Below are 982 nucleotides of genomic sequence, written 5' to 3' on the forward strand. Positions count from 1 at the left end.
TCTTCTTCATTATATTCCCAGTTGTCTACATGAAAAGCATTCTCTCTGTGTTTCTTTTTCTTCTCCTTTCGATACTGATTGTATGTAATGAGTGGTATTCGATTTCGATTCTCTAGGATATCTTCATAATTCTGTTCACTGCCGTACCCCGCATCTGCGACAATGTGTTCTGGAAGCTCAAAGAAGTGATCTTCAATTGTGTTGAGAAAAGGAATCAACGTACGTGTATCCGTTGGATTCGGGAAAACATCGTAAGCTAGTGCGTATTGACCTTCCGTCGCAATCTGTACATTATAACCAGCTTTCAACTGACCGTTCTTCATGTAGTCATCTTTCATGCGCATAAACGTCGCATCTGGATCTGTCTTCGAGTAACTATTGCGGTTACCGAAGATCTCCATATCGTTTTGATACTTTTGTTTACGAATGATGAAATCCTCAAACTGCTTACGAGCTCGTTTTGGAAATTTACGTTCCGAACGGATTTTCTTTCGCTCGCTGCCAACTTCACAAGCTTCAATTTTTTCGTTGTATTCTTCCATTTTTTCATCTAACTTTTCAACTACTTTTTCCATCTCTTGAACGGATAACTCTTCTTGATTTTCTCGCTCAATCGCCGGAATAATTTCCTTCTCTAATAACTCATCATACAGTTGATTCGATTTTTCAATCAGGTTGTCACTATATTTTTCGGTGGACTTCCGCCAAACAAAGGTGAACTTATTGGCGTTTGCTTCAATCTTCGTTCCATCAATAAAAATCGCATCTTCCTCTATCAGTTCCTTCTCCACTAATTGATTTCTAAACTGTACAAAACATTCACGAAGAATCTCTTCAATGAGGGGATTAGAACGAAATCGATTAATGGTGCGGTAGCTTGGTTCGTAACCCTGCGCTAGCCACATCATCCGAACACTGTCCTGTAGTAAGGCTTCTATTTTACGACCAGAAAAGACAGACTGCGTATACCCACACAATATAA

At 39.4% G+C, this 982-nt stretch carries 1 protein-coding gene; it reads right to left on the bottom strand.

Annotated features, from left to right (window positions below):
* Positions 1–982: transposase (locus ACFSBH_RS12135; protein ID WP_379597743.1), on the bottom strand; the 982-nt coding region annotated here is incomplete at both ends.

This window comes from Oceanobacillus luteolus (genome assembly GCF_042678205.1).
Classification (GTDB): Bacteria; Bacillota; Bacilli; order Bacillales; family Amphibacillaceae; genus Oceanobacillus; species Oceanobacillus luteolus.